The sequence below is a fragment of the Streptomyces yaizuensis genome (assembly GCF_034961445.1).
GTDB classification, from domain to species: Bacteria; Actinomycetota; Actinomycetes; order Streptomycetales; family Streptomycetaceae; genus Streptomyces; species Streptomyces yaizuensis.
This window is the reverse complement of record NZ_BSBI01000006.1, coordinates 407,343-432,693: the sequence shown is the minus strand read 5'-3', so window position 1 is coordinate 432,693 and position 25,351 is coordinate 407,343. Positions and strand designations below refer to the sequence as shown.

General features: G+C 73.0%; 22 protein-coding genes. 9 read left to right on the top strand and 13 right to left on the bottom strand.

The features are described 5' to 3' along the window. Window positions 1–2: 2 nt before the first annotated feature. The gene (locus tag SYYSPA8_RS17585) at window positions 3–899 is read right to left on the bottom strand and encodes a hypothetical protein (RefSeq protein WP_323448129.1); all 897 of its coding nucleotides are present in this window, start codon (window positions 897–899) and stop codon (window positions 3–5) included. Between the two features lie 173 nt (window positions 900–1,072). On the opposite strand from SYYSPA8_RS17585, the gene SYYSPA8_RS17580 reads away from it, so the two are divergent. The 6 genes from SYYSPA8_RS17580 (at window position 1,073) to cseC (ending at window position 6,897) form a co-directional block, all read left to right on the top strand. Beyond that, window positions 1,073–1,684 carry a phosphatase PAP2 family protein gene (locus SYYSPA8_RS17580; RefSeq protein WP_323448128.1) on the top strand — a complete coding sequence of 204 codons (612 nt, stop codon included), beginning with the start codon at window positions 1,073–1,075 and terminating at the stop codon, window positions 1,682–1,684. A gap of 592 nt (window positions 1,685–2,276) precedes the next feature. Further along, complete coding sequence (locus SYYSPA8_RS17575) at window positions 2,277–3,182, top strand: HhH-GPD family protein (RefSeq protein WP_323448127.1); 906 nt, start codon at window positions 2,277–2,279, stop codon at window positions 3,180–3,182. 273 nt (window positions 3,183–3,455) lie between these two features. After that, window positions 3,456–4,106: a SigE family RNA polymerase sigma factor gene (locus SYYSPA8_RS17570; RefSeq protein WP_323448126.1), complete on the top strand. Its 651-nt coding sequence runs from the start codon at window positions 3,456–3,458 to the stop codon at window positions 4,104–4,106. Window positions 4,107–4,222: 116 nt separating this feature from the next. Further along, window positions 4,223–4,852 (top strand): hypothetical protein, encoded by a 630-nt coding sequence (locus SYYSPA8_RS17565; protein WP_407706023.1) that lies wholly within the window; start codon window positions 4,223–4,225, stop codon window positions 4,850–4,852. A 9-nt stretch (window positions 4,853–4,861) separates the two neighbouring features. Beyond that, window positions 4,862–5,554: a two-component system response regulator CseB gene (gene cseB, locus SYYSPA8_RS17560; protein WP_323448124.1), complete on the top strand. Its 693-nt coding sequence runs from the start codon at window positions 4,862–4,864 to the stop codon at window positions 5,552–5,554. After that, window positions 5,551–6,897, top strand: a complete 1,347-nt coding sequence (cseC, locus tag SYYSPA8_RS17555) for a two-component system sensor histidine kinase CseC (protein WP_323448123.1) — start codon at window positions 5,551–5,553, stop codon at window positions 6,895–6,897. The genes cseB and cseC overlap by 4 nt, the downstream gene beginning before the upstream one ends. A 99-nt stretch (window positions 6,898–6,996) precedes the next feature. Here the strand turns inward: cseC and SYYSPA8_RS17550 are convergent, their stop codons facing one another. Then, on the bottom strand, window positions 6,997–7,656 hold the full coding sequence (locus SYYSPA8_RS17550) for a M23 family metallopeptidase (protein WP_323448122.1): 660 nt from the start codon (window positions 7,654–7,656) through the stop codon (window positions 6,997–6,999). Window positions 7,657–8,135: 479 nt separating this feature from the next. Between SYYSPA8_RS17550 and SYYSPA8_RS17545 the strand changes: the two genes are divergently transcribed. Both SYYSPA8_RS17545 and dacB read left to right on the top strand, forming a co-directional pair. Continuing rightward, the gene (locus SYYSPA8_RS17545; RefSeq protein ID WP_323448121.1) at window positions 8,136–11,303 is read left to right on the top strand and encodes an NACHT domain-containing protein; all 3,168 of its coding nucleotides are present in this window, start codon (window positions 8,136–8,138) and stop codon (window positions 11,301–11,303) included. 84 nt (window positions 11,304–11,387) lie between these two features. Next, a complete protein-coding gene (gene dacB / locus SYYSPA8_RS17540) occupies window positions 11,388–13,028 on the top strand; it encodes a D-alanyl-D-alanine carboxypeptidase/D-alanyl-D-alanine endopeptidase (protein ID WP_323448120.1) in 1,641 nt (546 codons plus the stop codon). Window positions 13,029–13,117: 89 nt separating this feature from the next. On the opposite strand, the gene SYYSPA8_RS17535 is transcribed toward dacB, so the two are convergent. After that, window positions 13,118–15,643 carry an ATP-dependent Clp protease ATP-binding subunit gene (locus tag SYYSPA8_RS17535; RefSeq protein WP_323448119.1) on the bottom strand — a complete coding sequence of 842 codons (2,526 nt, stop codon included), beginning with the start codon at window positions 15,641–15,643 and terminating at the stop codon, window positions 13,118–13,120. 442 nt (window positions 15,644–16,085) lie between these two features. On the opposite strand from SYYSPA8_RS17535, the gene SYYSPA8_RS17530 reads away from it, so the two are divergent. After that, complete coding sequence (locus tag SYYSPA8_RS17530; RefSeq protein WP_323448118.1) at window positions 16,086–16,712, top strand: SCO3374 family protein; 627 nt, start codon at window positions 16,086–16,088, stop codon at window positions 16,710–16,712. Window positions 16,713–16,732: 20 nt separating this feature from the next. Here SYYSPA8_RS17530 and SYYSPA8_RS17525 read toward each other — a convergent pair whose 3' ends face one another. The 10 genes from SYYSPA8_RS17525 to SYYSPA8_RS17480 form a co-directional block, all read right to left on the bottom strand. Next, window positions 16,733–17,068, bottom strand: coding sequence for a histone-like nucleoid-structuring protein Lsr2 (locus SYYSPA8_RS17525; RefSeq protein ID WP_323448117.1), 336 nt, complete (start codon window positions 17,066–17,068; stop codon window positions 16,733–16,735). Between the two features lie 156 nt (window positions 17,069–17,224). After that, the gene (locus SYYSPA8_RS17520) at window positions 17,225–17,749 is read right to left on the bottom strand and encodes an amino-acid N-acetyltransferase (protein WP_323448116.1); all 525 of its coding nucleotides are present in this window, start codon (window positions 17,747–17,749) and stop codon (window positions 17,225–17,227) included. Between the two features lie 9 nt (window positions 17,750–17,758). Beyond that, complete coding sequence (locus tag SYYSPA8_RS17515) at window positions 17,759–18,301, bottom strand: BlaI/MecI/CopY family transcriptional regulator (RefSeq protein ID WP_407706022.1); 543 nt, start codon at window positions 18,299–18,301, stop codon at window positions 17,759–17,761. Window positions 18,302–18,486: 185 nt separating this feature from the next. Then, a complete protein-coding gene (locus SYYSPA8_RS17510; protein WP_323448115.1) occupies window positions 18,487–18,669 on the bottom strand; it encodes a hypothetical protein in 183 nt (60 codons plus the stop codon). A gap of 9 nt (window positions 18,670–18,678) precedes the next feature. Then, entirely contained in the window at window positions 18,679–19,263 is a 585-nt protein-coding gene (locus SYYSPA8_RS17505) for a hypothetical protein (protein ID WP_323448165.1), read from the bottom strand. A 119-nt stretch (window positions 19,264–19,382) separates the two neighbouring features. Beyond that, on the bottom strand, window positions 19,383–20,183 hold the full coding sequence (locus tag SYYSPA8_RS17500) for a type III pantothenate kinase (protein WP_323448114.1): 801 nt from the start codon (window positions 20,181–20,183) through the stop codon (window positions 19,383–19,385). Next, on the bottom strand, window positions 20,183–21,184 hold the full coding sequence (gene nadC, locus SYYSPA8_RS17495) for a carboxylating nicotinate-nucleotide diphosphorylase (RefSeq protein WP_323448113.1): 1,002 nt from the start codon (window positions 21,182–21,184) through the stop codon (window positions 20,183–20,185). Before nadC ends, SYYSPA8_RS17500 begins: the two co-directional genes overlap by 1 nt. Then, window positions 21,181–22,896: an L-aspartate oxidase gene (locus SYYSPA8_RS17490; RefSeq protein WP_323448112.1), complete on the bottom strand. Its 1,716-nt coding sequence runs from the start codon at window positions 22,894–22,896 to the stop codon at window positions 21,181–21,183. Before SYYSPA8_RS17490 ends, nadC begins: the two co-directional genes overlap by 4 nt. Beyond that, window positions 22,893–23,864 carry a pantoate--beta-alanine ligase gene (panC, locus tag SYYSPA8_RS17485; protein WP_323448164.1) on the bottom strand — a complete coding sequence of 324 codons (972 nt, stop codon included), beginning with the start codon at window positions 23,862–23,864 and terminating at the stop codon, window positions 22,893–22,895. The genes SYYSPA8_RS17490 and panC overlap by 4 nt, the downstream gene beginning before the upstream one ends. Window positions 23,865–23,926: 62 nt before the next feature. Continuing rightward, entirely contained in the window at window positions 23,927–24,835 is a 909-nt protein-coding gene (locus tag SYYSPA8_RS17480) for a Rossmann-like and DUF2520 domain-containing protein (protein WP_323448111.1), read from the bottom strand. Window positions 24,836–25,351 lie beyond the last annotated feature (516 nt).

The following is a 25,351-nucleotide window of genomic DNA, read 5'->3' as shown; positions in this document are numbered from 1 at the left end:
CGTCAGTCCTTGGCGAGGACGAACGACCGCTCCCAGGGCGTCTTTCCGGGGTAGGCCAGCTCCAGGACGTACGTACCGGCGGGGACCGCGCCGGCCCTCGGGGTGGCGCACTTCGGCTCGCTGCGGGTGCGGTCCCAGGTCACGGTGTGGCTGATGGTGCTTCCGGCGGGGACGCGCAGCACCGCGCTCTCGCCGGCCGCCGGGCAGTCCTCGGAGGACCAGACGGCGCCGGCCGGGTCGGTGATGGTGAAGACGGCCGTCCGGGGGCCGACGTCCGCCTTGCAGGTCTCCTTGGACTCGTTGGTCACGTTGAGCACGAAGGACGGCTTCTCCTCCGGCGCGAACTCGTTGCGGGTCCCGGGGGTCAACTTCAGTGTGCCGGACGGGCAGTCGGGCAGCGGGGAGCCGGCGGCGACCCGCTGGCCCGCGGGGAACACCGGGCCGGTGCCGTCCGTGCCGGTGCCGGAGCCCGTACCGCCGGTGCCGGAGCCGCCGTTCCCGCTCGCGGCGCCGGTCCCGGTGGTGGTGCCGTCGCCAGTGCCGTTCGTACCGCCGTCGGCGCCGGAGCCGTCCGTACCGCCGTCCGCACCGCCGTCCGTGCCGTCGGTGCTGCCGCCGCCCGGGCCGCCGGAGCCCGATCCCGGGTCACCGGACTCGTCCCGCCCGCCGGGCCGGCTGCTGATCGCCGGTCCGGACTGCGAGGGGCCCGGCCCGATGGTCGAAGGCACGGATTTGGAACTGCCGTTGGCGCTGTCGTCCTTGTCCCCGTCCCCGCCCCGGGTGGCGAACACCCAGATGCCGAGCAGGACGAGCACCGCGACCAGTGACAGCGCGACAGCCCTCCGGCGCCAGTAGATGGAGGAGGGAAGCGGCCCGATCGGATTGCGCAGAGATCCCACGGAGCAAACTCTACGAGAGAACGGGGCCGACTCAGGTCGTACCCGCCGCCCGGAGCGCGCGTTGGGCCGATGATCGGCCCGGAAGGCACCGTTCGGCCCCCGACTTTCGTCGGGGCGGGATCCGTACCTTCGCCCCGGGCGGGGCGGCGGGGCCGTGGCTACGGTCGTGGACCATGGACAGCAGCCTCACCCGCGGTCTCTACCGCGACATCACCGATCTCGCCGACTCCTCGCCCTCGTGGGTCCAGACCCTGGCCGAAATAGGCACCGAGGCGGGGATCGTCGTCTTCGCCGCGCTCTTCGTCGCCGTCTGGTGGCGGGCCCGGCGGGGGAGCCCCGCCGAGCTGGCGATCGCCGTGCTGGGCGGCCTCGGGACCGCCGTCGGATATGTGGTCAGCGAGTCGCTGAAGACGGTCTTCGACGAGGAGCGGCCGTGCCGGGCGGTCGCGGACGCGGCGGCGTCCCTGGCGGCCTGCCCGCCCACCGGCGACTGGTCCTTCCCCAGCAACCATTCCGCGATCGCGGGCGGCGCGGCGGTCGCGCTCGCCCTCGCCCGGCCCCGGCTGGTGTGGCTGACGGCGCCGCTGGCGCTGCTGATGGCGTTCTCGCGGGTCTTCGTCGGGGTGCACTACCCGCACGACGTCGCCGTCGGTCTGGTGGTCGGGGCCGTGGTGGCGGCCGTGGTCACGATCGCGCTGACCGGGGTGGGGACCACGCTGGCGGGTACGGTGCGGACGAGCCGCAGCCGCCCGGTGGCCTGGCTCGCGGGCCCGGGCCGCGACTGAGGCCGTACGCGTACCGCACGCCGCGGCCGGGGACCACCCGGTGCGGGCAGGGCGCCCGGGACGACCTCCGCCTGGGCGGGGACCACGAGGTCGCCATCACCGGCTTCCTCCAGTCGACGGGAACGACCCCGCGTGCGAGGAGCGGCGATCGGGCCCGCGAACCGTACCGCCGTGCGCCGGGGCCGTTGCCGGGGGACGGGGGACGGGGTCGCCACGACCGTAGGCCGACACCGTCGGCACCGCCGGCACAACGCGCCCGTACGCGGACCGGACCCACCGGACCCACCGGACCCACCGGACCCACCAGGTGCCGGGACGGCCGGACCGTACCGCCCGCCGACAGCCGTGCCCGCCCGCCCCGGCACCGCCGCGACCGGGCCGCAGCACCCCGTACCGCCTCCGACCGCCGGCCCCGCGGCCCGGGACCGGGGCCCACCACCGCCCCACCCGGTCCGCCCTCCGGTGGTCACGCGGTGACCGTCCCGTGACCGTCTGGTGGCTCCCCCCGCTGCGCCGCCCGGCCGATGCACCTCCGATGCCCCGGAGCGGATACGGCATCCGCTGCCCGGAGCATGCCAGGATCGGATGTGCCATGACTGACACCACCACAGACCTCCCCGCGACCGATGCCCACTCCCTCCATACGCCCGTCATCTCCTGGTTCGACCAGCACGCCCGCGACCTGCCGTGGCGGCGCCCCGAGGCAGGCGCGTGGGGGGTGATGGTCAGCGAGTTCATGCTCCAGCAGACCCCCGTCAACCGGGTGCTCCCCGTGTACGGGCAGTGGCTGGCCCGCTGGCCCCGCCCCGCCGACCTCGCCGCCGAGGCGCCCGGTGAGGCCGTGCGCGCCTGGGGCCGGCTCGGCTACCCCCGCCGGGCGCTGCGGCTGCACGGCGCGGCCCAGGCGATAGCGGAACGCCACGGCGGCGACGTACCGAGCGATCACGCGCAGCTGCTGGCGCTGCCCGGGATCGGCGAGTACACGGCGGCGGCCGTGGCCTCGTTCGCGTACGGCCAGCGCCATGCCGTCCTGGACACCAATGTGCGGCGGGTGTTCGCGCGCGCGGCGAGCGGCATCCAGTACCCGCCGACGGCGACCACGGCGGCGGAACGGAGGCTGGCGCGGGCGCTGCTGCCCGCCGACGAGGCCACCGCGTCCCGCTGGGCGGCTGCCTCGATGGAGCTGGGCGCCCTGGTGTGCACCGCGCGCAACGAGTCCTGCGGGCGCTGCCCCATCGCCGACCGGTGCGCGTGGCGGCTGGCCGGGAAGCCGGCCCACGAGGGCCCGGCCCGCCGGGGCCAGACCTACGCGGGCACCGACCGCCAGGTGCGGGGGAAGCTGCTCGCGGTATTGCGGGAGTCCCGGGGCCCGGTGCCGAGGCAGGCCCTGGACGCGGTCTGGCACGAGCCGGTGCAGCGGGCGCGGGCCCTGGACGGGCTGGTCGCCGACGGCCTGGTGGAACCGCTCGCGGACGGCCTCTACCGGCTGCCCGCCTGACCCGCGCACCCCACGCCGTCCCCTGCCGTCCCCGCACCGTCCCCGCCGTAACGGATCCCCGTCGTAACGGATCCCCGCCGTCATGTGACAGTCCCTGGTCAGGCACCGGTTTCACCCTCCGGGCCAGGGACTTCTCCCTCGGCTGTTACACAACCGATGGTTGCCCGTGCGCCGTCCGACGGCTTCCGCGCACAGCGCCGTGACAACCGCTCCGTACCGTCCTTGTTCATCAGCGGAAACGCGGGTTGGTCGCGGGGACGGGAGGGGTCGGAGATGACGCACGGCGAGGTACTCGGCTTTGAGGAGTACGTCCGTACCCGGCAGGAGGCACTGCTGCGCAGCGCCCGGCGACTCGTGCCCGACCCGATCGACGCCCAGGACCTGCTCCAGACCGCGCTGGCCCGTACCTACGGCCGCTGGGACGGCATCGCGGACAAGTCGCTCGCCGACGCCTACCTCCGCCGGGTGATGATCAATACGCGTACGGAGTGGTGGCGCGCCCGCAAGCTGGAGGAGGTGCCCACCGAGCAGCTGCCCGACGCCCGTATCGAGGACGGCAGTGACCAGCGCGCCGATCGCGCGCTGCTGATGGACGTGCTCAAGGTGCTCGCCCCCAAGCAGCGCAGTGTGGTCGTGCTGCGGCACTGGGAGCAGATGAGCACCGAGGAGACCGCTGCCGCGCTGGGCATGTCGGCGGGTACCGTGAAGAGCACCCTGCACCGGGCGCTGGCCCGGCTCCGTCAGGAGTTGGAGAGCCGGGATCTGGACTTCCGCGCCCTGGAGCGCGGCGGATCCGGCGGATCCGCTGCAACGGACGGCGTCGGCGACGACGGCTCCGGTGACGACGTACGGTCGTTCCACAGGGGGCGGGGACGGCATGGTCTGCGGGACGAGGAGCGGGGGCAGGAGCGGTGCGCGGCCTGACAGGCGCGACAGAGCCGGTGGGCGTGCCGCCGGACCGGGAGGTCCGGCGGGGCGGCCCGATCGGCGGCCGGCGGACGCCGGGGGGCGGGCGACGAGGACGACCGGCGGTGGGTGCGATGATCGCGCTCGCCGCCTTCGGGCTGTTCGCCGCCGGGTGCTCGGCGGGGGGCGACGGGGTCAAGGACGAGGGTTCGGCCCCCACGGCCCAGGTCGCGGCGGAGACGTCGCCCGGGCCGAAGGCCTCCGGAGGGCTCACGGACGTCCGGGTGAAGGATCCCCTCGAAGTCGACGCGGTGGAGCTGCTGCGCGGCGACCCCAAGGTCGCCGCCTGGCTGACGGAGGATCTGGAGCCGTGCACGCCGGAGGGCTACCCGATCGACGTCTCCTACGGCTTCCTCACCGGTGGCCGTGATCCCGATGTCGTGATCAATGTGCTGACGTGCACCGACACGGTCGGGCTCGCGAGCTTTGTGTACCGGGTCAACGGCGAGCGGTACGAGAACGTCTACCGCACGGAGGAGCCGGCGAGCCGGGCCGTGATCGACCGTGGCGATCTGCTGGTGACCCAGGAGATCCCCGGCGGGAAGGACCCGGACTCCGGGCCGGCCGCGGTGGATCGCACCACGCTGCGCTGGGACGGCACGAAGTTCGACCGGGTGCACTGGGCACGCGAGGTGAACAGTACGACGGTCGGGCAGGACGAGCTGTCCGGCTTGGAGAAGACCGAGACACGGAACGAGAGCTGAGAGCGCCGGATGGCCGACACCCATGTCCTGTTCGTCGAGGACGACGATGTCATTCGCGAGGCGACCCAGCTGGCTCTGGAGCGGCACGGCTTCGTGGTCACCGCGATGCCCGACGGGCTCCTGGGCCTGGAGGCGTTCCGGGCCGACCGCCCGGACATCGCGCTGCTCGACGTGATGGTGCCCGGTCTCGACGGGGTGAGCCTGTGCCGTCGTATCCGGGACGAGTCCACCGTGCCGGTGATCATGCTGTCGGCGCGGGCCGACTCGATCGACGTGGTGCTCGGCCTGGAGGCGGGCGCCGACGACTACGTCACCAAGCCCTTCGACGGGGCGGTGCTGGTGGCCCGGATCCGGGCCGTGCTGCGCCGGTTCGGGCGCGCGGGCGACGCGGACGGCGGCGCTCCGGGCACCGGGGCGGCGGTGCTGACCTTCGGTGACCTGGAGGTCGACACGGACGGGATGGAGGTCCGGCGGAACGGCGCCCCGGTGGCGCTGACCCCGACGGAGATGCGGCTGCTGCTGGAGTTCTCCGCGGCGCCGGGCACCGTGCTCTCCCGCGACAAGCTCCTGGAGCGGGTCTGGGACTACGACTGGGGCGGGGACACCCGGGTCGTGGACGTCCATGTCCAGCGGCTGCGCGCCAAGATCGGCCAGGACCGGATCGAGACGGTCCGCGGCTTCGGCTACAAGCTCAAGGGATGAGGCTGCCCGTCCTGCGCTCCGGCGTCCGCTGGAAGATCGCGATCGCGATCACCGCCGTCGGGGCGCTCACGGCGGCGGCGCTGAGTCTGGTCGTACGGAACGCGGCCCAGGTGTCGATGCTGGACAACGCGCGCGAGGTGCAGATGGAGCGGGTCCGCACCGCCCAGCGGTACTTCGAGCCGCCGGCGAACCAGCCCGCCCGGACCCAGGCCCGGCTGAACGACCCCGCCCTCCCGAAGGAACTCCAGCAGCTGATGAAGGAGAAGCGCCGGGGCACCTATGTGGAGGACAGCGGCGGCACGCCCCGGATCTGGGCGGCGGTGCCGCTCTCCAACGGCGACGTGCTCTCGCTCCAGACCGGGATCAGCCCCAGCAGCCGGACCATCCTCAAGGACCTCGACCGGGCGCTGATCATCGGTTCGGTGTCGGTGGTGGTCGGCGGCGGCGCGCTGGGCGTGCTGATCGGCGGGCAGCTCTCGCGCCGGCTGCGGAAGGCGGCCTCGGCGGCGTCCCAGGTGGCGGAGGGGCAGACGGACGTCCGGGTGCGGGACGCGATCGGCGGGATGGTCCGGGACGAGACGGACGAGCTGGCGCGGGCGATCGACGCGCTGACCGATGCCCTGAACGCGCGGATCGAGGCCGAGCGCCGGGTGACGGCGGACATCGCGCACGAGCTGCGGACCCCGGTGACCGGGCTGCTGACGGCGGCGGAGCTGCTGCCGCCGGGGCGCCCGTCGGAGCTGGTACGGGACCGGGCGCAGGCGATGCGGACGCTGGTCGAGGACGTCCTGGAGGTGGCCAGGCTGGACAGCGCGTCGGAGCGGGCGGAACTCCAGGAGATCGCGCTGGGCGAGTTCGTCACCCGCCGGATAGCGGCGCTGAACCCGGATGTGCCGGTGCATGTGGTGCACGAGTCGTGGGTGAGCACCGATCCGCGGCGGCTGGAGCGGATCCTGCTGAATCTGCTGACGAACGCGGCGAAGTACGGGAAGCCGCCGGTCGAGGTGACGGTGGAGGGCCGGGTGGTGCGGGTGCGCGACCACGGGCCCGGTTTCCCGGAGGCGCTGCTGCGGGAGGGCCCGAGCCGGTTCCGTACGGGGGCGAGCGACCGGGCGGGCACCGGCCACGGTCTGGGGCTGACGATCGCGGCGGGGCAGGCGCGGGTGCTGGGGGCGCGGCTCACGTTCCGCAATGTGGAAGCGGGCCCGCCGCCGTCGCCGGAGGAGGGGGCCGTGGTGGCCGACGGCGCGATCGCGGTGCTGTGGCTGCCCGAGCACGCTCCGACGAACACGGGCAGCTTTCCGATGCTGCCGCTGGACGACGGGGTCCGCGACAAGGAGTGACCGTACCGCGTCACAGAGGTACGGGCGGGGATGGCCGACGGCCCCCCGGCGCGGGTGCGCCGGGGGGCCGTCGGTCGTGGGTGGTGCTGTCGCCGCTGGTCAGAGGGTGATGCCCTCGGCACGCAGGTGGGCGACCGGGTTCACGGCGCTGCCGTAGTTCGGGGTGGTGCGGATCTCGAAGTGCAGGTGCGGACCGCTGGAGTTGCCGGTGTTGCCGGACAGGGCTATCTGCTGCCCGCCCTTGACCTGCTGGCCGATCTTCACGTCGACGCGGGACAGGTGGGCGTACTGCGAGTAGGTGTTGTTGTCGTGCTTGACGACGACGGCGTTGCCGTAGGCGGGGCCGTCACCGGCGCCGTTCGGGCCGGCCTTCACGACGGTGCCGGGGCCGACGGACTTGACCGGGGTGCCGGTCGGGACGGCGAAGTCCTGGCCGGAGTGGTTGCTGGCCCACATGCCGCCGGCCTTGCCGTAGGTGGCGCTCAGCGTGTACGCGTCGACCGGCTTGGCCCAGCCGCTGGTGGAGACGGCGGCGACGGGCTTGGCGACGGTCTTCTTCGCCTCGGCGGCCTTGGTCTGGGCCTTGGCCTGGGCGGCGACGGCGGCCGACACCTTGGCGGGGGACGCCGGAGCGGCCGCCTCGGCGGCGAACGCGGCTCCCGCGCCGAGCACCGCCACCGATCCCACACCGGCTGCCAGCACGGCGGAACGGGTACGGAGGTCGGCAAGACGGGGACGGCGGATGGTGAAGCGCGACATTCGGTATGCCTCCGGGCAATAAGGGACCCGGCACGGGAACGTGTGCCGGGATGGCGTTGCCCTACCTTGGTAACCGAATCGCCCAATTCACCTCAACCCCCCCATCTACGACATAAGGCCGTAGTGGCGGCACAGTGATTCACACCCTTGACACCGATTTGCCATGATCCGCACTCCGTCGGGCCGGGCACCGGGATCCACCCCGAATGCCGTTTAACCGCACGCCCGGGGCCCTGGCACCGAGTGCCGACCCCCGCTGGAAAGGCTGCCGCCCGCGCCGGGACCAAAGTCCCGCCCCGCGCGGGACCGAAGGGCCTCCCCCGCGCCCCGGCCGCGCTACGGCACCGCCTAGTAGGCCCGAAACGGCCTGTGTGCCTTGTCACCGGCGGGCCCGGTCCGGCTGTGGCCCGGGTCACCGGATTCACCGGCGGAAAGTGGCCTGGGCCACTAACCTCGGGCGGGGAGAAGGGGGCTGGGGAGTGAACATCACCGTGCGATGGCGCGCGGTCCTGGTCCGTGGCCGGGGCTTGGCCACCGGCCTGCTCATCGACCCCAGACACATCCTGACCAGCGCCGATGCGGTACAGGGCCGGGAGGCCGTCGAGATCGCCCGCCACGGGACCGGCGACCGCCTCTCCTGCCGGGTGGTCTGGACCGGCGGCCCGGGGGACGGCATCGCCCTGCTCGCGGGCGAGACCGACCTCGTCGCACCCCAGGAACTGGGGCCCCTGCGGCTCGGACGGCTGGACCACAGCCGGCCCCTGACCGGCTGCGGGGTGTACGGCTTCGTGGACGACGGCTTCATGGCGATCCAGGCCACCGGCACCGTCCTCCCCCTCGCCGACCGGGACCACGGCGTCCTCCGGCTGGACGACACCCGCACCGGACGGTTCTTCACGGATCCCGCCGCCGCCCTGGTCTACGCCGGACCCGCGCTCCTCGGCATCGCCACCGGACCAAGCAGCGCCCACGGGGACGGCTGGGACATCGGCTTCGTCCCGATCGGCGCCGTCCGCGACGCCCTGCACGCCGGCACGGACGTCCTGCTGCCGCCCCTGCGCGACCCCGCCACCCTCGACACCACCGACTCCCGTTGGGAGGCCGAGTACGCGCAAGCCCTCACCCGCCACTACGGCCGCCTGGAGGTCTTCGGCGTCGACGAACTCGGCGTCAGCGAGGCCACCTGGGACCTCGACACCGCCTATCTCAGCCTGCGGGCCACCCGGCTCCCCGAGGACGAAGGCCCCCGGTTCGGCGCGGACGGCCCCGCCCTCGACCCCGGCGCCGGACCCCAGCGCGTCGAGGACCTGCTCGGCCGCCGCCCCCGCACCCTGCTGCGCGGCGAGGCCGGCGCGGGCAAGACCACCCTCGTGTGGTGGCTCGCCGCGCACGCCGCACGCGGCACCCTCCCCGCCCGCCTCAACGAACTCAACGGGCTCGTCCCCTTCGTCGTACCACTGCGCAGCGTCCACGCCCGGGGCGAGGGCTTCCCCGGCCCCGAAGGGCTCGCCCACGCCGCCGGGCTCGCCACCGGCCCCGCCCCCGACGGCTGGGCACAGCGGGTCCTCGCCTCCGGGCGGGCCCTCCTCCTCGTCGACGGCCTGGACGAACTCCCCCAGGCCGACCGGCCCGCCGCCCGCGACTGGCTCGCCTCGCTCCTGCGCCACCACGGCGCGACCCGGGTCCTCGCGACCGTCCGCCCCGGCGCCGTCGAGGCCCAGTGGCTCGCCGACGAGGGCTTCACCGACCTGCTGCTCCTGCCCATGAGCGACGGGGACATCACCCGCTTCGTCACCGCCTGGCACCGGGCCGCCCGCCTGGAGTACGCGGCCCTCGACACCGCCCGCGCCGACGCCGAGAACCACCGCCTGGACGAACTGGAACGGAAGCTGGGCCGCGAACTCGCCGGCAACCGCGTCCTGCGCGACCTCGCCCGTACCCCCCTGCTCTGCGCCGTCATCTGCGCCCTGCACCGCAAACGCCGGGGCGCGCTCCCCCACACCCTGCGCGAGCTGTACCGGGCCACCCTCGACATGCTCCTCGGCAACCGCGACCGGGGCCGGGGCATCGAAGCGCCCGAGGGCCTCACCCTCGGCGTCGAGGAACACAAACTCCTCCTCCAGCACATCGCGGTCTGGCTGGTGCGCTGCGGACGCACCCAGCTCACCCCCGAGGAGGCCGTCACCCAGATCGACCTGGCGCTCGCGGGCATGCCCCAGGTCCGCGCCCAGGGCGGCCCCCGCCGTGTCCTCACCCATCTGCTGAACCGCAGCGGCCTGCTCCAGCAGCGCACCGGCGACGCCGTCCAGTTCATCCACCGCACCTTCCAGGACTACCTGGCCGCCAAGGAGTTCGCCGAGACCGGCAGCGTCGGGGAACTCCTCCAGCACGCCGGGGACGAGCAGTGGCGGGACGTCATCCGGCTCTCCGTCGCCCACTTCGACCGCACCCAGGCGAGCGCCCTCATCCGGGACCTGATCGCCCTGGGCGACCGGGAGCCGGACGGCCGCTCCGCCCATCTCCTCGCCGGGTACTGCGCCGTCTCCTCCGTCTACCTCGCGGGCCCGGTCCGCGCCCTCGCCGACGACCGGATCCGGGCCCTGATGCCGCCCCGGGACCAGGACGAGGTACGGGAGCTGGCCTCCTTCGGGGCGGCCGTACTGCCGCTGCTCCCCGGCCCGTCGGACGACGGCGCCGCCGACGCCCTCGTGGTGGAGACCATCGCCGGCGCCGACGACTCCGCCGCCCTCGAACAGCTCGCCGCGTTCGCCGACCACCCCGACCAGGCACCGCGCCGGGCCCTGATGAAGGCCTGGTCGCGGCAGCCCGCCGAGCCCTACGCCCGTACGGTCCTCTCCCGGCTCGACATGACCGGCATCGACCTGGAGGTCCACACCGACGAACAGCTCCGGCTGATTCCGCACTGTGCTCCCGCGTCCCTGTTCGTGGTGCACGGGCCGCACCCGGAGGAGGCGCTGGACACCTGGCTGCCACGCACCGGGATGCGCCATCTCGCTCTCGTGAACAACCCGCTGGTCACCCGGCTCGGCCCGGTCCGTGACCGGGACTCCATCCGCAGTCTCGGCTTCTACGGCTGCCCCGGTCTTGAGACCTTGGACGATCTCGCCGGCCGCCCCCTCGCCATCCTGGCCATCCTGGCCGGGCAGCTGGAGCTCCCCGGCGGGCTGCCGCTCCCCCGAACCCTGATACTCACCGGCCCTCAGGAGGTCCCCTACCCGGCCCTGGAGCAGCACTGGAACGAGATCGAACGGCTGGTCGTCAGCGCCCCCGCGTCGCTCCCGGACCTGCTGGACACCGTCGCCCGGCTGCCCCAGCTGCACGAACTGGCGCTCAGCGAACTGACCGACCAGGCAGCGCAACCGGTGGTCCCCGCGCCCCGGATCACCACGCTCACCCTCCGGCAGGACGCCTGCCGGCTCCCCACCGACCTCCTGCCCCGCCTCTTCCCCGCCCTGCGCAAACTGCGGCTGATCCTGGAGGCGCCGGACGAGCAGAGCGTCGACCTGGCCCCGCTGCGGGACCTGCCCGACCTGTCGGTGAGCATCCGTCACCCGGCGGGCACCCAGGTGAAGGTGACGGGCCGGGAGTTCTTCGGCGACCGCCTGCGGATCACCCAGGACCTCTGAGCCGGACCTCTGAGCCGGGCCACCGCACGCGGGCCGGGGCAGACCCCTTCTCCCGGCTCCTCCCTTCCGGGATCCTCCTGTCCCATGACCGCACGCGAGAACCGACCGAGACCATCGCTGACCCCGCCGCTCCGGGGCCCGGCCCGCCGCCGGGTCCGGCCGCTGCTGACCGCCGCCGTGTGCGTCCTCGCGGCCTCCCTCACCTGGAGCGCCCCCGCCGGAGCCGGCCCCTCCGACACGGGGCTCAAGAAGGCCGTCGACACGATCCTCGCCGACAGCCGGCTGACCGGCGGGGCCGTGAGCGTCGTCATCGCGGACGCCACCACCGGGGAACGCCTCTACCAGCGCGACAGCGGCGACCGGCTGATGCCCGCGTCCAATACGAAGCTGCTCACCTCGGCCGCCGCGATGGCCCTGCTCGGGCCGGACCACCGCTTCACCACCGATGTGCTCTCCCCGGGCCGCCGGGACGGCGCCACCCTCCGTGGCGACCTCTATCTGCGCGGCGGCGGCGACCCCACCACCCTCGCCAAGGACTACGAGCGGCTCGCCGCCGACATCGCCGCCACCGGGATCACCCGGGTCACCGGGCGGGTGATCCCCGACGACACCCTCTTCGACCGCGAACGCCTGGGCCGCTCCTGGGCCGCCGACGACGAGGCCTCGTACTACTCGGCCCAGATCTCCCCGCTCACCGTGGCCCCCGACACCGACTACGACTCGGGAACGGTGGTGGTCGAGGCGGTGCCCGGCGCCCGCCCCGGTGACCGGCCGAAGGTGACCGTGACGCCGAAGACCTCGTATGTGAAGGTCGCCAACCGGGGCACCACCATCGACCGGGGCGGCGCCGACACCCTCTCCGTCGGCCGGGAGCACGGCGGCAACACGATCACCATCAGCGGCTCCATCCCCCTCGGCGCGAGCGTCACCAAGGAGTGGATCACGGTCTGGGAGCCCACGGGCTACGCGACCGCCGTCTTCACGGACGCCCTGAAGGCCCATGGGGTACGGATCGGCAAGGCCCCGAAGCCGGGCCGGGCCACCCCCGCCGACGCGCGCGTCCTCGCCTCGCACCGGTCGATGCCGCTGCGGGAGCTGCTGCTGCCCTTCATGAAGCTGTCGAACAACATGCACGGCGAGACCCTGACGAAGGCCATCGGGAAGGCGAAGGCCGGCAGCGGCACCTGGAGTGCCGGGCTCGCGCAGATCGGCGGCTATCTGCGTACGGAGGGCGTGGACACGACGACCCTGCGGCAGGCGGACGGCTCCGGGCTCTCCCGGATGAGCGTCGTCCCGGCGGAGCAGCTGGCGCGGCTGCTGCTGGGCGTGCGGGACGCGCCCTGGTACGCGGACTGGCACGCCTCGCTGCCGGTGGCCTGTGCTGCCGACCGGGCCGTCGGCGGGACCCTGCGGACCCGGCTGTGCGGAACCCCGGCGGCCCTGAACGTCCGGGCGAAGACCGGTTCGCTCACGGGGGCGTCCGGGCTCTCCGGCTATGTGAAGGACGCGGCCGGGCGGGAGCTGGTGTTCAGCATCCTGCTCAACGACTATCTCGCGTCGTCGGTGAAGAGCGTCGAGGACGCGATCGTGGTGACGCTGGCCCGTTCGGACACGGCGGCGGGGCGGATAGCGGCCGTGGCGCCCGCCCGGCAGGCCCGGGGCGCGGCCGGGGACGGGCCGGCCGGGGAGCTGGAGTGTTCCTGGCGCAAGCCGGTCCGCTGCTGACGCGAGGCAGGGCAGGGGTGGAAAACGGGGGCTGCCCCGGACCGGTCAGTACGGTCCGGGGCAGCCCCTGGTGCGTGTGCCGGGGAGGCTCACGCCTCCTTGGAGAGGTTCGGGCCGGGCCCGCCGGCCGCCTCGATCGGCGGCGCGTCGGGCAGCGCCGACTTCTCCTCGCCACGGAAGGTGAACTTCTTCTCCTCGCCGTCGCCCTCGGTGTCCACGACCACGATGTGACCGGGGCGCAGCTCACCGAAGAGGATCTTCTCGGAGAGGATGTCCTCGATCTCGCGCTGGATCGTCCGGCGCAGCGGCCGGGCGCCCAGGACCGGGTCGTAGCCCTTCTTCGCGAGCAGCGACTTGGCCGTGGGGCTCAGCTCCAGGCCCATGTCGCGGTCCTTGAGCCGCTCGTCCACCTTGGCGATCATCAGATCCACGATCTGGATGATGTCTTCCTCGGTGAGCTGGTGGAAGACCACGGTGTCGTCGACACGGTTGAGGAACTCGGGCCGGAAGTGCTGCTTCAGCTCTTCGTTGACCTTGGCCTTCATCCGGTCGTAGCCGGTCTTGACATCGCCCTGGGCGGCGAAGCCCAGGTTGAATCCCTTGGAGATGTCCCGGGTCCCGAGGTTGGTCGTCATGATGATGACCGTGTTCTTGAAGTCCACGACCCGGCCCTGGGAGTCGGTCAGGCGACCGTCCTCCAGGATCTGGAGAAGGGAATTGAAGATATCGGGGTGGGCCTTCTCGACCTCGTCGAAGAGGACGACGGAGAACGGCTTGCGGCGCACCTTCTCGGTGAGCTGGCCGCCCTCTTCGTAGCCCACGTATCCGGGCGGGGAACCGAAGAGCCGGGAAACCGTGTGCTTCTCGCTGAACTCCGACATGTCGAGGGAGATCAGCGCGTCCTCGTCGCCGAAGAGGAATTCGGCGAGCGTCTTGGACAGCTCGGTCTTACCGACACCGGACGGACCGGCGAAGATGAACGAGCCACCGGGACGCTTCGGGTCCTTCAGACCCGCGCGGGTACGGCGAATGGCCTGCGAGAGCGCCTTGATGGCGTCCTTCTGGCCGATGACGCGCTTGTGCAGCTCGTCTTCCATGCGCAGCAGCCGGGAGGACTCCTCCTCGGTGAGCTTGAAGACGGGAATGCCGGTCGCCGTGGCGAGGACTTCGGCGATCAGCTCGCCGTCGACCTCGGCGACGACGTCCATGTCGCCGGCCTTCCACTCCTTCTCGCGCTTGGCCTTCGCGGCGAGGAGCTGCTTCTCCTTGTCGCGGAGCGAGGCCGCCTTCTCGAAGTCCTGGGAGTCGATCGCCGACTCCTTGTCCCGGCGGACGCCCGCGATCTTCTCGTCGAACTCGCGGAGGTCCGGCGGCGCGGTCATCCGGCGGATGCGCATCCGGGAGCCGGCCTCGTCGATCAGGTCGATCGCCTTGTCCGGCAGGAAGCGGTCCGAGATGTACCGGTCGGCCAGGGTGGCGGCCTGGACCAGGGCCTCGTCGGTGATGGAGACCCGGTGGTGGGCCTCGTAGCGGTCGCGCAGACCCTTGAGGATCTCGATGGTGTGCGGCAGCGACGGCTCGGCGACCTGGATGGGCTGGAAGCGGCGCTCCAGCGCGGCGTCCTTCTCCAGGTGCTTGCGGTACTCGTCCAGCGTGGTGGCGCCGATGGTCTGGAGCTCACCGCGGGCGAGCATCGGCTTGAGGATGCTGGCCGCGTCGATCGCGCCCTCGGCGGCGCCCGCTCCGACGAGCGTGTGCAGCTCGTCGATGAACAGGATGATGTCGCCGCGGGTGCGGATCTCCTTGAGGACCTTCTTCAGGCGCTCCTCGAAGTCACCGCGGTAGCGGGAGCCGGCGACGAGCGCGCCGAGGTCGAGGGTGTAGAGGTGCTTGTCCTTGAGGGTCTCGGGCACCTCGCCCTTGACGATGGCCTGCGCCAGGCCCTCGACGACCGCCGTCTTGCCGACGCCGGGCTCGCCGATGAGCACGGGGTTGTTCTTGGTGCGGCGGGACAGCACCTGCATGACCCGCTCGATCTCCTTCTCGCGCCCGATGACCGGGTCGAGCTTGGACTCGCGGGCGGCCTGGGTGAGATTGCGGCCGAACTGGTCCAGGACGAGCGAGGTCGAGGGCGTGCCCTCGGCGGGGCCGCCCGCGGTGGCCGCCTCCTTGCCGCCCGAGTAGCCGGAGAGCAGTTGGATGACCTGCTGCCGGACCCGGTTGAGATCGGCGCCCAGCTTCACGAGGACCTGGGCGGCGACGCCCTCGCCCTCGCGGATCAGGCCGAGCAGGATGTGCTCGGTGCCGATGTAGTTGTGGCCCAGCTGGAGAGCCTCGCGCAGCGAGAGCTCCAGGACCTTCTTGGCACGGGGGGTGAAGGGGATGTGCCCGGACGGGGCCTGCTGGCCCTGGCCGATGATCTCCTCCACCTGCTGGCGGACCGCCTCGAGCGAAATCCCGAGGCTCTCCAGGGCCTTAGCGGCGACACCCTCACCCTCGTGGATAAGGCCCAGGAGGATGTGCTCGGTGCCGATGTAGTTGTGGTTGAGCATCCGGGCTTCTTCCTGAGCCAGGACGACAACCCGCCGCGCGCGGTCGGTGAACCTCTCGAACATCGTTAATCGCTCCTCAGAGCGGTCAGGCAGTAAGGGGTCGGTCCCCTCCCTGTCCTTCCGCAGCTTAGTCCCGCAAGCGGGGACCGCTCATTCCAACTGCCGACACCCGTCTGTGGCCTCCTGACCCCTGAACGCCGACAACTGCTCCAACCCGATGGTGCGAGACGATGTTCCCGCAGGCCAGGCAGTTACTCGCACCATCACTACGCCGATGGCGAACGTGAGACCGACCTGGGGGCGTGTCGCCCCTCCCCACGAGGAAAGTCTTACCCGCAACCACTGACAGTCCATGCGGCGCGCACCGGTTCCCTCAGCTACGGGCGAACAACGGCACGCCCTCCATGAGCGCCGGACGCCCCCCATTTCGCGACACAGGGTCACATTGAGGACACATTGCGTGACCTGGCGTTACTGATGGGGTCGCGCGGCCGTTTCCGGGGATATGCCGTCGAGCCCGCCCGTCACCGCGCCGGACGCCCTTCCCGGTGAACCGGGGGCTCCGTGGGGTGAATGGGCCCGCTGGTACGGGAGGGCACTCGGGTGGGCGACCGCCGCCGGACCTCCGCTGGGGCTGCCGACCGGGCTGCGCTTCGACACGCTGGCCCTGCCCGCCGACGCGGGGCACGCCGTGCTGCGCACCGGGACCCCGACGGGGCCGGTGGCGCTGCTGGGCGGCCGGATGCACCTGCTGGTGGCCGCCGGGAGCGCGGAGGAGCTGCCGGGGCTCCTGGAGTGGCTCCAGTGGGGCGGGATCACCCTCGGCCTGACCGCCCTGGGCACGGGCGGCCGGCTGACCGCCCCGCCCCCGCCGGGACGGTCCGGTTCCCGGGGGGCCGCCCGCTGGCTGCGGCCCCCCGCGCCGGGGCACGAGGTGGAGCCGACCCTGCCGTCCCTCGCCCCGTTCGGGCGCGGCACGGGGGCCGAACGGGGCGCCGGCCCCGATCTCGTACGGCTCCTGGACACGGTGGCCACACAGTGCCACCGGACCCGTTTGCTGCGCGCGAATGCCCGCACGCACGGATGTGCGAACACGTACAAATACGCAGCCTGCGAATACTCGGCCGATTAAGAGCCCGCTGAGCCCGGCGCTCAGCCGTTCGCCTTCTCGTATGCCTCACGAACCGTGGCGGGCACGCGGCCGCGGTCGTTGACCTCGTAGCCGTTCGCCTTGGCCCACGCGCGGATTTCCGCCGTGTCCTTGTTGCCGCCCGCCGCCACACGGCCCTTGCCCCGCCCGGAGGCGGCGCGGCCACCGGTGCGCCGGCCGTTCTTCGCGTACGGCTCAAGGAGGCCGCGGAGCTTGTCCGCATTGGCGGTGGTGAGGTCGATCTCGTAGGTCTTGCCGTCCAGTGCGAACGTCACCGTCTCGTCCGCCTCGCCACCGTCGAGGTCATCGACAAGAAGGACCTGAACCTTCTGTGCCACCGGATTTCCTTTCATCGAAAAAGCACTACGCGGAAAGGAAACCGCCTTTCCCCGAAAAACACAAACCCTTGGGAGAGGTTCAGAACCTCAAGAACGCGGGAAACGTACGCGATTCGGACATAGGGATCGCCGCGGGGGCACTCCGTCAAGAGGTGATCACAGGTGCAGAAGCATCCGGCTGTTGCCCAAGGTGTTCGGCTTCACACGTTCGAGTCCCAGGAACTCGGCGACACCCTCGTCATAGGAACGGAGCAGCTCGGCGTAGACATCTGTGTCGACGGGGGTCTCCCCGATCTCCTGGAAGCCGTGCTTGGCGAAGAAGTCCACTTCGAAGGTGAGGCAGAATACCCGCCGCACCTCCAGTCTGCGGGCACATCCGAGCAGCTCGTCCAGGAGCAGATGGCCGATCCCCCGGCCCTTGAAGGCGGGGTCGACGGCGAGAGTGCGCACTTCCGCGAGGTCTTCCCACATGACGTGGAGCGCACCGCAGCCGACCACCGTACCGTCGTCGTCGCGTTCCGCGACCCAGAACTCCTGGATGGACTCGTAAAGAGTGACGGTCGCTTTGTCGAGCAGGATGCCTTCCCCGACATACGGATCGACGAGCCGGCGCACCGCGTGCACATCGGGCGTCCGGGCCCGGCGGACGGTGACACCGGCATTCGGGGCGGTATAAGACATGGGCCGACGCTATCGCCCGGCCGGTGCCCCCTCGCCACCACCCCGGTCACCTGGAACTTCGCCGTCGGGCGCGGGGTCTTCGGCCGGGACTTCGGCGGCGACTTCACCAGGCACTTCGCCAGGCACTTCGGCGGCCACTTCACCAGGTGCTTCACCGGGTGCTTCACCAGGTGCTCCGCCGGGGACTTCGGCGGGGACTTCGCCGGGAACGGCCCCGCCGGTGTCGTCGTCGTCCGCGACGATACGGACGGCGGCCCGCAGGGACTCGCGCTGCTCCTGCGACATCATCCCGAAGAAGGCGACGAGTGCGGCCGCGGGGTTGTCACTCTTGGACCAGGCTTCGTTCATCAGTGCGGCCGAGTAGGCGGCCCGGGTGGAGACGGCCGTATATCGATAGGCGCGGCCCTCGACTTCCCGGCGGACCCAGCCCTTCTGATGGAGATTGTCCATTACGGTCATGACGGTCGTGTAGGCGATGGACCGTTCCTGCTGAAGGTCTTCCAGGACTTCCCGGACGGTGACCGGCCGGTTCCATTGCCAGACCCGGGTCATGACGGCGTCTTCCAGATCTCCCAATTGACGGGGCACATTAACACCATAGTTGGAGAATCTGGATTTCCTGGTAATGACGTAACAAAAAGGACGCACGATCGACCGTGAGGTCTTCCGTGCGTCCTCGTGACGCCATGACGCGCCCGCGCTCCGTCATCCGCGCGCGGGCGGGTGGCGGCGCGGGATCAGCTGCCGCTGTCGCCGCTGTCGGACCGGCTCCCGGCGGCGGCGCGGGCGAGCGCCGCGTCCACGAACGCGTCCTCCTTGGCCTTGTTCGGGCCGCCCTGGGTGCGGACGATCGTCACGATCAGGGCGGTGAAGAAGCTCGCCATCACGACGGGCGGCAGCAGCGCGGATACGTAGTCCATGGAGCCAGATTAGACGGCCCGCTGTTGCGGCGGGGGCGCGGGGCGGCGGCGGGGCGGGAAGACCTCGGACGGCTTGGGCACCGGCCGCTCGCCCGGCGGGGCGGGGCGGGGCGCGGGCCGCGCGGGCTCGGGCGCCGGCTTCGGCCTGGGCGCGGGCTTCGGCTCCTGGCCGGAGGCCGCGAGGCCGCCCGGCAGCGCCAGCAGCCGCGCGCGCGGCACCCGGACGCCCTGCCGGGCGGGGAGGGCCGCCCCGGGCCGCTCCGCGAGCGCCCGGCACCGCTCCAGCAGCGCCGCGGCCGGCGGGGTGCCGTCCAGCGCGCGCAGCGCGGCCAGGTCCTCGGGCGCCGGGTCGTGCCCGGCCGCCAGGGCGTCCTGGAGCAGCTCCAGATAGCTCACGGCCGAGCCGGGCAGGGCCGAGCGGTAGCGGGCGAGGTCGGCGACGAGGAAGGCGCGCAGCCGCCCGGCCTCGCGGGCGGCCTCGTCGACGGAGTCGGCCAGCCTGAGACAGTCCTGCGCGTCCTCGGCGGGGAGCGGACCGGGGGCGGCGGCGAGGACGCGGCGGAGCACACGCAGCTCGTCTGCGCTGAAGGCCATGCCGCCGCGGGAACCGTATGGCGTGGGCATGCGCCGACCATACGTGCGACTTCGACAAAATCGACTTAATCAACCCAAGTCGGGCGTGCCGCGCCGCCCCCGCACCTTCACCCGCGCGATCACATGCGCGCGATGTTCCGCTCGTACACCAGACGCAGTCCGATCAGCGTCAGCCAGGGCTCGTGCTCGTCGATCTCGGAGGACTCGCCCAGCACCATCGGGGCGAGACCGCCGGTGGCGATCACCGTCACGTCCTGGGGGCGCTGCGGGGCCAGCTCGGTCTTCATCCGGCGGACGACTCCGTCGACCTGGCCCGCGAAGCCGTACACGATCCCGGCCTGCATCGCCTCGACCGTGTTCTTGCCGATCACGCTGCGCGGCCGGGCCAGCTCGATCTTGCGGAGCTGGGCGCCCTTGACGCCCAGGGCCTCGACGGAGATCTCGATGCCGGGGGCGATCACCCCGCCGGTGTAGGCGCCGGACGTGCTCACCGCGTCGAAGGTGGTCGCCGTGCCGAAGTCCACGACGATCGCGGGCCCCCCGTACAGCTCGACGGCGGCGACCGCGTTGATGATCCGGTCCGCGCCGACCTCCTTGGGGTTGTCCATCAGGATCGGTACGCCGGTCTTGATGCCGGGCTCGACCAGGACCGCCGGGACGTCGCCGTAGTAGCGGCGGGTGACCTCGCGCAGCTCGTGCAGGACGGAGGGGACGGTGGCGCAGATCGAGATGCCCTCGATCCCGTCGCCCAGCTCGACGCCGAGCAGCGGGTGCATGCCCATCAGCCCCTGGAGCAGCACGGCCAGCTCGTCGGCGGTGCGCCGGGCGTCCGTCGAGATCCGCCAGTGCTCCACGATCTCGTCGCCGTCGAAGAGACCGAGGACGGTGTGGGTGTTGCCGACGTCGATGGTGAGCAGCATCAGTGCTCCGCCTCCCGCAGGTCGAGCCCGATGTCCAGGATCGGCGCGGAGTGGGTGAGCGCGCCCACGGCGAGGAAGTCCACGCCGGTCTCCGCGTAGGCGCGGGCGTTGCGGAGGGTGAGCCGGCCGGAGGACTCCAGCAGGGCGCGGCCCGCGACGAGGGCCACGGCCTCGGCGGTCGCTGCGGGCGTGAAGTTGTCCAGCAGGATCAGATCGGCGCCCGCGTCCAGCACCTCGCGGACCTGGTCGAGGGTGTCGGCCTCGACCTCGATCGGCAGCTCCGGGAACGCCTTGCGGACCAGGGTGAACGCCTCGGCGATGCCGCCGGCCGCGACCACGTGGTTGTCCTTGACGAGGGCGGCGTCGGAGAGCGACATCCGGTGGTTGACGCCGCCGCCGCAGCGGACCGCGTACTTCTCCAGGGCGCGCAGCCCCGCGGTGGTCTTGCGGGTGTCGCGGACCTTCGCCCCGGTGCCCTCCAGGGCGTCCGCCCAGGCGCGGGTCGCGGTCGCGATCCCGGAGAGCCGGCAGAGCAGGTTCAGGGCGCTGCGTTCGCCGGTGAGGAGTTCGCGGGTGGTGGTGGTGACGGAGAGCAGCTTCTGCCCGGCCTCGACCCGGTCGCCGTCGTCGACGTGCCGCTCGACCGTGAACTCGTCGGTGGCGACGACCGAGAGCACCGCTTCCGCGATCTGGAGCCCGGCGACCGTGCCGGCCTCGCGGGCGGTGAAGTCGGCGGTGGCGATCGCGTCCTCGGGGACGGTGGCGACGCTGGTGACGTCGACGCCGCCGTCCAGGTCCTCGCCGAGGGCCACATGGGCGATGTCCTCGACCAGGACGGGGTCGAGCCCCTGGGCGGCCAGGAGCGCGGCCAGCGCCGGGTCGAGCCCGCACTCGATCCCGTCGGCCCCCCCGTCGCCGGAACAGCCGCAGCCGTCGCCGCAGCCGGTCTCGATCAGCGGTACGGGCGCGGGGGTCGGCCGGCTGTCGTCGGGCGTGCTCACTGCTGGTGCTCCCTCGGGGCGGTGGATGGGAATTCCGTGGTGTCGGTACGGGTGACGACCAGCGAACGGTCGGGGGCGAGCCGGACGACCAGGTGCCGCCGCCAGGCGGTGTCGTCCCGCTCGGGGTGGTCCTCGCGCCAGTGGCAGCCCCGGGTCTCCTCGCGGGCGAGGGCGGCGGCGGTCAGGACGCGGGCGACGCACAGGAGGTTCGCGGTCTCCCAGGAGTCGACGCCGGGCACGGCGGGCTTGGCGCCGGCGGCCCCGGCGGCGGCGCGGTCGACCTCCTCCAGGGCGGCGGCGGCCTCCCGCAGGCTGGCGTCCGAGCGGAGCACGCCCGCGCCGAGGGACATGATCCGCTGGATGGCGGGGCGGGCCGCCGGGTCGATCGGGGGGAGCGCGGTGGCGGCGGCCGCGCCGGCACCGCGCACGGCACCGGCGGCGCCGGCGGTGATGCCGGTGATGTCAGCGGCGACGCCGGTGATGTCGGCGGCGATCCGCTCCGCGAAGACCAGGCCCTCCAGCAGCGAGTTCGACGCGAGACGGTTGGCGCCGTGCACCCCCGTACAGGCCACCTCGCCGCAGGCCCACAGGCCCGGGACGGTGGTGCGGCCGCTCAGGTCCGTGACGACCCCGCCGGACGCGTAGTGCGCCGCCGGGGCGACCGGCACCGGCTCGGTCACCGGGTCGATGCCGTGCGAGCGGCAGGCCGCGAGGATGGTCGGGAAGCGGTGCTCCCACATCTCGGCGCCGAAGTGCCGGGCGTCGAGATACATGTGGTCGGCTCCCTGCTCCCGCATCCGCCGCATGATCGCCTTGGCGACGACGTCCCGGGGCGCCAGCTCGGCCAGCTCGTGCGTCCCCACCATGAAGCGGACGCCCGCCGCGTCCACGAGATGGGCGCCCTCCCCCCGTACCGCCTCGGACACCAGCGGCTGCTGGCCCTCCGACTCCGTACCGAGGAACAGCACCGTGGGGTGGAACTGCACGAACTCCAGGTCCGAGACCTCCGCCCCGGCGCGCAGCGCGAGCGCCACGCCGTCGCCGGTGGAGACGGCCGGATTGGTCGTGGCCGAGAAGACCTGGCCCATGCCGCCGGTCGCGAGCACCACGGCCGGGGCGCGGACGGCGCCGACGCCGTCGTGCTGGCCCTCGCCCATCACATGCAGGGTGACACCGGCCGTACGGCCGGTGTCGTCGGTGAGGAGATCCAGGACCAGCGCGTTCTCGATGGTCCGCAGCCCGGCCCCGCGCACCGCGCCGACCAGGGCGCGGGAGATCTCCGCGCCGGTCGCGTCGCCGCCGGCGTGCGCTATCCGGCGGCGGTGGTGGCCGCCCTCGCGGGTGAGCGCGATGCCGCCGCCCGCGTCCAGGTCGAAGCGGGCGCCGGTGGCGATCAACCGCTGCACGGCGCCCGGACCCTCCGTGACCAGGGCGTCCACCGCGGTCCGCGCGCACAGGCCGGCCCCGGCGACCAGGGTGTCGTCCCGGTGCTGGGCGGGAGTGTCGCCGTCGCCGAGCGCGGCGGCGATCCCGCCCTGCGCCCAGCGGGTGGAACCGTCGTCGAGCCGGGCCTTCGTCACCACGACCGTGGCGAGCCCGGCGGCGGCGCAGCGCAGCGCCGCGGTCAGACCGGCCACACCGGAGCCGACCACGACGACATCGGCGTCGATGGACCAGCCGGGGGCGGGGGCGTCCAGCCGTATGCCGGTCACGGGCGGGCTCCGAAGTGCAGGGAGATGTTGTCGATCAGCCGGGTGGTGCCGACGCGGGCGGCGACGGCGAGCACCGCGTCGCCCTCGTGATCGGCGCCGACCTCGGTGAAGTCGGCCGGGTCGACCAGGGCCAGATAGTCCAGATCGAGCGGCGGGGTGGCACGGGCCGCCTCGTCCAGGACGATACGGGCCGCCGCCCGGACCGCGTCGGCGTGGCCGGGCACGGCCTGGGCGACCGCCGCGGCATCGGCCGCGAGCCGGGCCTCACCCAGCGCGGACAGCGCCGCCGCGCGCCCCAGCGTGCCGCCGGTGGCCTCTGCCCTGGCACACAGCGCCTGCTGCGCGGCGAGCCGGTCACGGGCCGCGAACAGGGCGCGGGAGAGCGCGAGCGCGGTCTCCCGCTCGGCGGGCGAGAGATAGCGGTTGCGGCTGGAGAGCGCGAGCCCGTCGTCCTCCCGGACCGTCTCCACACCGACGATCTCCACCGGGAAGTCCAGGTCATGGACCATCCGGCGGATCAGCGCGAGCTGCTGGGCGTCCTTCTGGCCGAAGAAGGCCAGGTCCGGGCAGGTGAGATGGAGCAGCTTGGCCACGACGGTCAGCATCCCGTCGAAGTGCCCGGGGCGGCTGGCACCCTCCAGCGGCTCCCCCATGGGGCCCGCCGTGATCCCCACCAGCGGCCTGCCGCCGGGGTACATGTCCGCCACGGCCGGCGCGAAGACGACGTCCGCGCCCGCCTCCCGCGCCAGAGCGAGATCGGCGTCGAGAGTACGGGGATAGCGGTCCAGGTCCTCGCCCGCGCCGAACTGGAGCGGATTGACGAACACCGTCACCGTGACGAACCCGTCCGCGCCCACACGGTCACGGGCGGCCCGCACCAGGGCGGCATGGCCCCGGTGGAGCGCGCCCATGGTCATCACGACGGCGGTACGGCCCGGTACGGCGCGGTCCGCGAGGGTCCGGCGCAGCGTGGCGGAGTCGGGTACGAGGACGAGGTCGTGCCCGGCGGCGTCGTCGCGTCGTGTGGTCGTCACAGGTCGTCCTCCGCCAGTACGCCGAGCAGGTCCTCCGCCAGCTCCGGCCTGAGCAGTCCATGGGCCAGCGCCCGATCGGCCGTGGTCCGCGCCATCGCCCGGTATCCGGCGACAGCGGCCGGGGCGTGCCGCCGCAACTCGGCGATATGCGCGGCGACCGTCCCGGCGTCGCCCCGGGCCACCGGCCCGGTCAGGGCCGCGTCCCCGGAACGCAACGCGTTGTCCAGAGCGGCACCCAGCAGCGGGCCCAGCATCCGGTCGGGGGCCGCGACCCCCGCCGCACGCAGCAGCTCCATCGCCTGGGCGACCAGCGTGACCAGGTGGTTCGCACCCAGCGCGAGAGCCGCGTGATACAGCGGACGGGACTCCTCCGCGATCCACTCGGGCTCACCGCCCATCTCGATCACCAGCGCCTCGGCCGCGAGCCGCAACTCGTCGGGGGCGGTGACCCCGAAGGAGCAGCCCGCCAGACGCTGCACATCCACCGCGGTGCCCGTGAACGTCATCGCCGGGTGCAGCGCCAGCGGCAGCGCCCCCGCCCGGGTCGCCGGATCGAGCACGGCGGCGCCGTACCGGCCCGACGTGTGCACCAGCAGCTGACCCGGGCGGACCGCCCCCGTCTCCACCAGGCCCTCCACCAGCGCGGGCAGAGCGTCGTCGGGGACGGTCAGCAGCACCAGCTCACTGCGGGCCAGCACCTCCGCGGGCGTGACCAGCGGGACATCCGGCAGCAGCTCCGCCGCACGGCGACGGGACGCGTCGGACACACCCGACACGGCGACCGGGCGGTGCCCGGCGAGACGCAGCGACGCGGCGAGCGCGGGGCCGACACGGCCGGCGCCGACGACGCCGACGGTGAGACGGGCGGGGCGGTCCCGGGGGTCGGGGGGGGCGGTGGGGTTCACGCGGTGCCTTCCGTTCCAGTCCGCGGTGGGTACCGGACGATGTGCCGTCATGCTACGCCAGCGGCCTGCCCCTGCTCGGGCCGGAACACCCGCCCCCCACGGGCCCCGGACCACCTCCAGCGGGCCTCCTGCCCCAGCCCCGTACGAGTCCCGGGCGTGCGGTGCCCGACCCGCGTCGGTCCGTGTGCGTGGCGCTCGTCCGGGGGTCCGGTGGCCCGCCCGTGTCGGTACGGGGTCCCGCACCCTACTTTTCCCCGGCTCGGGGTACCGGTCTGCTGTGCTGGCTTCGTGGGTGGGGGGTGCAGGGTCGCCCCCGCAGGGGATCGGCGGGAAGTCCTGCTCGCGCTGACCGTGGGCCTTCGGTCCGCCGACCCCGAGGAGGTGAGCCCGGAGGCCACCACCAACCCGCACCACACGGTGCGCCGGGTCGACCCGAGCAAAATCCAGCCTCTTGGGGGTCCCCCCGGACGGAGTCTGGGGGAGATTGAGGCGCGGGGGCCTCGGGGGCTGGCCCCC

Excerpts from the sequence above, each read along its gene's own strand:
- SYYSPA8_RS17515 (WP_407706022.1), bottom strand. The coding sequence starts at position 18,301 with ATGACCCGGGTCTGGCAATGGAACCGGCCGGTCACCGTCCGGGAAGTC.
- SYYSPA8_RS17510 (WP_323448115.1), bottom strand. The coding sequence starts at position 18,669 with ATGGACTACGTATCCGCGCTGCTGCCGCCCGTCGTGATGGCGAGCTTC.
- cseB (WP_323448124.1), top strand. The coding sequence starts at position 4,862 with ATGGCCGACACCCATGTCCTGTTCGTCGAGGACGACGATGTCATTCGC.
- SYYSPA8_RS17570 (WP_323448126.1), top strand. The coding sequence starts at position 3,456 with ATGACGCACGGCGAGGTACTCGGCTTTGAGGAGTACGTCCGTACCCGG.
- SYYSPA8_RS17505 (WP_323448165.1), bottom strand. The coding sequence starts at position 19,263 with ATGGCCTTCAGCGCAGACGAGCTGCGTGTGCTCCGCCGCGTCCTCGCC.
- SYYSPA8_RS17520 (WP_323448116.1), bottom strand. The coding sequence starts at position 17,749 with ATGTCTTATACCGCCCCGAATGCCGGTGTCACCGTCCGCCGGGCCCGG.
- SYYSPA8_RS17535 (WP_323448119.1), bottom strand. The coding sequence starts at position 15,643 with ATGTTCGAGAGGTTCACCGACCGCGCGCGGCGGGTTGTCGTCCTGGCT.
- SYYSPA8_RS17500 (WP_323448114.1), bottom strand. The coding sequence starts at position 20,183 with ATGCTGCTCACCATCGACGTCGGCAACACCCACACCGTCCTCGGTCTC.
- SYYSPA8_RS17575 (WP_323448127.1), top strand. The coding sequence starts at position 2,277 with ATGACTGACACCACCACAGACCTCCCCGCGACCGATGCCCACTCCCTC.
- SYYSPA8_RS17565 (WP_407706023.1), top strand. The coding sequence starts at position 4,223 with ATGATCGCGCTCGCCGCCTTCGGGCTGTTCGCCGCCGGGTGCTCGGCG.
- SYYSPA8_RS17580 (WP_323448128.1), top strand. The coding sequence starts at position 1,073 with ATGGACAGCAGCCTCACCCGCGGTCTCTACCGCGACATCACCGATCTC.
- SYYSPA8_RS17530 (WP_323448118.1), top strand. The coding sequence starts at position 16,086 with ATGCCGTCGAGCCCGCCCGTCACCGCGCCGGACGCCCTTCCCGGTGAA.
- cseC (WP_323448123.1), top strand. The coding sequence starts at position 5,551 with ATGAGGCTGCCCGTCCTGCGCTCCGGCGTCCGCTGGAAGATCGCGATC.
- dacB (WP_323448120.1), top strand. The coding sequence starts at position 11,388 with ATGACCGCACGCGAGAACCGACCGAGACCATCGCTGACCCCGCCGCTC.
- SYYSPA8_RS17550 (WP_323448122.1), bottom strand. The coding sequence starts at position 7,656 with ATGTCGCGCTTCACCATCCGCCGTCCCCGTCTTGCCGACCTCCGTACC.